The organism is Streptomyces sp. WAC05292 (genome assembly GCF_003949955.1).
Lineage (GTDB): Bacteria > Actinomycetota > Actinomycetes > Streptomycetales > Streptomycetaceae > Streptomyces > Streptomyces globosus.
The window spans coordinates 1-3,684 of record NZ_RPSE01000505.1 but is presented as its reverse complement, the minus strand read 5'-3'; the positions used below and the strand labels follow the sequence as shown (position 1 = coordinate 3,684).

The window sequence follows — 3,684 nt, the reverse complement described above, 5'->3', positions numbered from 1 at the left end:
GGGCCGCCGGGGGGTTCCCGCACGTACGGCACCGTCGTGCCCAGGACGTCGAAGCCCAGCCGCTCCAGGATCGGCCGGCTCTGCGCGGAGGCGTCCACGTGCAGGTACGGGATCCCCCGCGCCGCGGCGATCCGCGCCCGGTGGGCCACCAGCAGCCGGTAGACGCCGCGGCCGCGCCATGCGGGCACCGTGCCGCCGCCCCACAGGCCGGCGAACGGGCTGCCCGGCTGCATCTCCAACCGCGCGGCGCTCACCGGGACGCCGCCGGCCATCGCCACCACGGCGGCGATCGTCTCCGGCGCCCGGTGCAGCCGCTCCACCACCAGCTCCCGGATCCCGGGCCGGTGCCGGCCGAAGGCCTCCGTGTGGACGCGCTCCATCAGGTCCGCGCCCGACTCGTCGGCCACCGCGTGCAGCGTGATGCCGGCGGGCGGCTCCGCCGGCAGCGCGGCGACCTCCTGCGTCCGACCCACCAGCACCGTCTCGGCCGGCTCGGGCGTGAAGCCCGCGGCGCGCAGCCGTCCCGCCAGGCCGGCCGGGCGGTCGTGCCCGTACAGCTTCCACTCGAAGCCGGAGCCGCGGCCGGCGAAGTAGGCCACCTGCGCGGCGATCGCCGCGTCCGCCGTGTCCTCGTCGAGGTCCGACCAGAGCACCCCGTTCCAGCCGCTGCCGGGAGAGGTCTGCCGGACCACCCGGCCCGCCCGCTCGACCTGGCACCCGGGCGTGTCGGGCGGCGCGCACTCGCGCACATGGCGGTCGTACGCCGCCAGGAGGCGCGCCTCGGCCCCGTGATCGCTTCCCATGGCGGCAGCCGACCACCGGAGCGCCCGTCCGCGCAACTGCATTAGCCTCACCCCCGTGAACGACCTCTGCATCCACACCGGCAAGGCCGCCCCCGACGCCGCCGCCGACCGCGGCTGGCTCCTCGGGCACTTCAAGGACCCCGGCGATCCGCGCCACAGTGCGGACGTGGAGATCAAGTGGGGCGTCCACCCCAAAGGGGACGCGCGGGCGCAGTGGACGACCGGGGAGGAGCGGACCGCCCTGCTGGTCCTGATCAGCGGCCGCTTCCGGATGGAGTTCCCCGACCGGGACGTCGTCCTCGCCGAGCAGGGCGACTACGTGGTGTGGGGCCGCGGCGTCGACCACTCCTGGTACGCGGAGGAGGAGTCGGTGGTCCTCACGGTCCGCTGGCCGTCCGTCCCCGGCTACCGCGTCGACGAGCCGGCGGCGACGGCGGAGCGGCAGGGCTGACCCGCCGGCCGCGGACGGTGCATCTGTGATGATGCACACGAAACGGACCAACGATCACCTTTGGCTGCGATCGTATGCGTGCGCACCATCCCGGCCGCCCCAGGAGCGACCCTCCCGGGAGCCTCGGCCCGGCCTTCACGCGTTCCAGTGTTCTTCGCATCGGGCTGCCTCCCGGTGAAGATCCGACCCCCCAGGGAGCACGTCCGTTGGCAGCAATCGCTCGGTGGTGCATGCGGCACCGGCTGGCCGCCGTCCTGATCTGGCTGCTCGCCCTCGGCGGGACCGCCGCGGCCGCCGTGACCGCCGGAACGGCCTTCTCCACCGACTACGAGGTCCCCGGCACCGAGTCCAGCCGGGCCCACGCCCTCCTCCGCGAGGGCTTCCCCGGCCAGGGCGGCGACACCGACACCGTCGTGTGGCGGACCCCCGCCCACCTGACGGCCCGCTCGCCCGGCGTCGAGCAGCGCATGACCCGGGCCCTGGACACCATCGCGGAGCTGCCCGGCGTCGGCTCGGTCGCCGGACCGTACGGGCCCGGGCCCGAGAGCGCCGCGCAGATCAGCGCCGACGGGCGCACCGCCTACGCCGTCGTGACCTTCGACCGGCAGGCGGACGCCGTCCCCACGGCGCAGGCCGAGGCGGTCGTCGCCGCCGCCAAGAACGCCGCCACCGAGGCGGACGGCGTGCAAGTCGAGCTCGGCGGCCGTGCGATCGGCCTGACCGAGGCGCCGAAGACCCACCTCGCCGAGGCCATCGGCGTGGCCGTCGCCGCCCTCGTCCTCTTCCTCGCCTTCGGCTCGCTCGCGGCCAGCCTGCTGCCCATCGCGACGGCCCTCGTCTCCGTCGGCACCGCCTACTTCGGCATCGGCCTCCTCGGGCACGCCATGGCCGTCGCGGACTTCGCACCCATGCTCGGCACCCTCGTCGGACTGGGCGTCGGCATCGACTACGCGCTGTTCATCGTCACCCGGCACCGCAAGGCCCTGCGGCGCGGCACGGACGTGGCCGAGGCCGCCGAGCAGGCCGTCGCCACCACCGGCAGGGCCGTGGTCTTCGCCGGCGCCACCGTCTGCATCGCCCTGCTCGGCATGCTCGTCCTGCGGCTGAGCTTCCTGAACGGCGTCGCGATAGCCGCCTCGCTGACCGTCGTCCTGACCGTCGCCGCCTCGGTCACCCTGCTGCCCGCCCTCCTGTCGTACATCGGGATGAGCGCCCTCTCGCGGCGCGAGCGCCGCCGCCTCGCCGCCGAAGGGCCGCAGCCGGAGCTGCCCACCGGGTTCGCCGCCCGCTGGTCCGCCTTCGTCGAGCGGCACCCCAAGAAGCTGGGCCTCCTGGCCGCCGCCGTCATGGCGGTGCTCGCCCTGCCGACGCTCTCCCTCCACCTGGGCACCTCGGACCAGGGCAACAACCCCGCGACCAGCACCACCCGGCAGGCCTACGACCTGCTCGCCGAGGGCTTCGGCCCCGGCGTCAACGGCCCCCTCACCGTCGTCGCCCGGCTCGACGGCGCGGGCGACCGGATCGCCGCCGAGCGCCTCGCCGAGGCGCTGCGCGGCGCCGAAGGCGTCGCCTCCGCCGGGCCCGCCGTCCTCAACCGCAGCGGCGACACCGCCGTCGTCACCGTCGTACCCGAGTCGGCGCCGCAGTCCCGGGCCACCAGCGACCTCGTTGCCCACCTGCGCGAGGACGTCGTCCCCGCCGCCCGCGAGGGCACCGGCATGGAGGTCCACGTCGGCGGCGTGACCGCCGGATACGACGACTTCGCGGACGTCATCGTCGGCAAGCTCCCCCTCTTCGTCGGCGTCGTCATCTCCCTCGGATGCGTCCTGCTCCTGCTCGCCTTCCGGTCCATCGGCATCCCCCTCAAGGCCGCTGCCATGAACGTCGCCGCGGTCGGCTCCTCCTTCGGCGTGGTCGTCGCGATCTTCCAGTGGGGCTGGGGGAGCGAGGTGATGGGGCTGGGCAGCGCCGGCCCCATCGAGCCCTTCCTCCCGGTGATCATGGTGTCGGTCCTCTTCGGGCTCTCGATGGACTACCAGGTCTTCCTCGTCAGCCGGATGTACGAGGAGTGGCTGGAGACCGGCGACAACCGCCGGGCCGTCCGCGTCGGCCTCGCCGAGACCAGCCGCGTGATCAACTCGGCCGCCGTCATCATGATCTCCGTGTTCCTGGCCTTCGTGCTCAGCGGCGACCGGATCATCGCCATGTTCGGCATCGCCCTCGCCGCGGCCGTCGCCCTCGACGCCTTCGTCCTGCGCACCCTCCTCGTCCCCGCGCTCATGCACCTGCTCGGCGGCGCGAACTGGTGGCTGCCGGCCTGGCTGGAGCGCCTCCTGCCGCGCATCAGCATCGAGCCGCCGGAAGCCGCCCCCGCCGCGGTCCTCCCCGCCCAGCGCGCCGCCGAGCAGGTGCATGAGCGCGGGGACGAGG

3 protein-coding genes are annotated in these 3,684 nt (G+C 74.7%); 2 read left to right on the top strand and 1 reads right to left on the bottom strand.

Translation table 11 applies throughout. The annotated features are described in order from the left end of the window. Nucleotides 1-803, bottom strand: an 803-nt coding sequence (locus tag EF903_RS30100) for a GNAT family N-acetyltransferase (protein WP_125548161.1), incomplete at its 3' end; no start/stop codon positions are given. A 55-nt stretch (nucleotides 804-858) separates the two neighbouring features. On the opposite strand from EF903_RS30100, the gene EF903_RS30095 reads away from it, so the two are divergent. Both EF903_RS30095 and EF903_RS30090 read left to right on the top strand, forming a co-directional pair. Continuing rightward, complete coding sequence (locus EF903_RS30095; RefSeq protein ID WP_125548160.1) at nucleotides 859-1,254, top strand: signal peptidase I; 396 nt, start codon at nucleotides 859-861, stop codon at nucleotides 1,252-1,254. A 206-nt stretch (nucleotides 1,255-1,460) separates the two neighbouring features. After that, the coding region (locus EF903_RS30090) for an MMPL family transporter (protein WP_148142609.1) at nucleotides 1,461-3,684 on the top strand (2,224 nt) is incomplete at its 3' end.